The 1,319-nt window shown below is 57.2% G+C and carries 2 protein-coding genes; both read left to right on the forward strand.

Annotation, left to right across the window (positions count from 1 at the left end; genetic code table 11):
• Positions 1 to 203: 203 nt before the first annotated feature.
• On the forward strand, positions 204 to 1,082 hold the full coding sequence (locus tag XF30_RS10430; protein WP_244608895.1) for a reverse transcriptase domain-containing protein: 879 nt from the start codon (positions 204 to 206) through the stop codon (positions 1,080 to 1,082).
• A gap of 33 nt (positions 1,083 to 1,115) precedes the next feature.
• Positions 1,116 to 1,310 carry an IS66 family insertion sequence element accessory protein TnpB gene (gene tnpB / locus XF30_RS10435; RefSeq protein ID WP_109142612.1) on the forward strand — a complete coding sequence of 65 codons (195 nt, stop codon included), beginning with the start codon at positions 1,116 to 1,118 and terminating at the stop codon, positions 1,308 to 1,310.
• The last annotated feature ends 9 nt before the right edge of the window (positions 1,311 to 1,319 follow it).

The following is a 1,319-nucleotide window of genomic DNA, read 5'->3' on the forward strand; positions in this document are numbered from 1 at the left end:
CCGGACAGCGGTTTGGACCTCTGCTCGCAGCCGACCCTGTCGCGGCTGGAGAATGCCCCTGACCTGCGCGAGACGATCCGACTGAGCTATGATGCGTTGTCCGCCATTCTTCTTGGGAATGGGGACAGCCCGAACGGCAGGTGGAAAGTAGCTCCCAGAAGACATCCGACGCCGTCGGCGTCACCCGGCAACGGTGTTGGAAGATGGACTGGGTGCTGGAGTTCGACATCAAAGGCCTGTTCGACAATATCAGCCACAAGTTGCTTATGAAGGCCGTCAGGAAGCATGTGCAAGAGGAATGGGCTCTGCTCTACATCGAACGCTGGCTAACAGCGCCGATGCAAGGCAAAGACGGAGCGATCACCGCTCGCGGCCGGGGCACACCCCAAGGCGGCGTGATCAGTCCCGTCCTTGCCAATTTGTTCTTGCATTATGTGTTCGATACGTGGATGGCGCGGAACTTCCCGCGGTCACCATGGTGTCGATACGCAGACGACGGGCTCGTTCATTGCCGAACCAAGGCTGAAGCGGAGGCCATCAAGGCGGCGCTGCAAGCAAGGTTTGAGGAATGCGAACTCGAAATGCATCCCGACAAGACCAAGATCGTCTACTGCAAAGACAGCAATCGCCCGGGTAGCCATGCCAGTCAGTCATTCGACTTTCTGGGATTTACCTTTCGACCGCGCAGGGCAAGAAACCATCAGAAGAAAGAAAACTTCTGTACGTTCTCGCCAGCGGCCAGCAGGGTGGCGATGAAGTCTATGCGTACGACGATCCGGCAGCTCCGGCTCAGGCTTCGCTCGCAGACGGAAGTCGACGCAATCGCCTTGGAACTGAACCCCGTCCTTTGTGGATGGATGCAGTACTACGGCAGATATGGGCGGTCAGAAATGCACAACCTGTATCGATACGTCGACGAATCCCTTAACCGTTGGGCGCGACGCAAATACAAAGGGCTGAAGAATGGAAAAGTCAGAGCCTCCACCTGGCTCAGATTGATCCGCTGCCGTAGGCCGAAGCTGTTCGCTCATTGGGCGATGTTGAGTTCTGCTTCGTTACTTGTTGAGAGCCGTATGACGTGAGAGCGTCACGTACGGTTCGGAGAGCGGCTCCGGGTGCAACTCCCGGGGCCGACTCACCATGGCCAGGGAGCATGCCTGTTTACCAAAAGACTCGAGAGAGGAAGGTTCATCTGGCCATCGGTTGCCGGTGAATCAGTCACGATCTCGCCGGCGCAGTTGAGCTATCTGTTGTCAGGGATCGATTGGCGCAACCCACAAGAAACCCAGCGTCCAACGCGGATCGGATAGCGTTTTATG

It is taken from the genome of Bradyrhizobium sp. SUTN9-2, from assembly GCF_003122645.1.
Taxonomy (GTDB): domain Bacteria; phylum Pseudomonadota; class Alphaproteobacteria; order Rhizobiales; family Xanthobacteraceae; genus Bradyrhizobium; species Bradyrhizobium yuanmingense.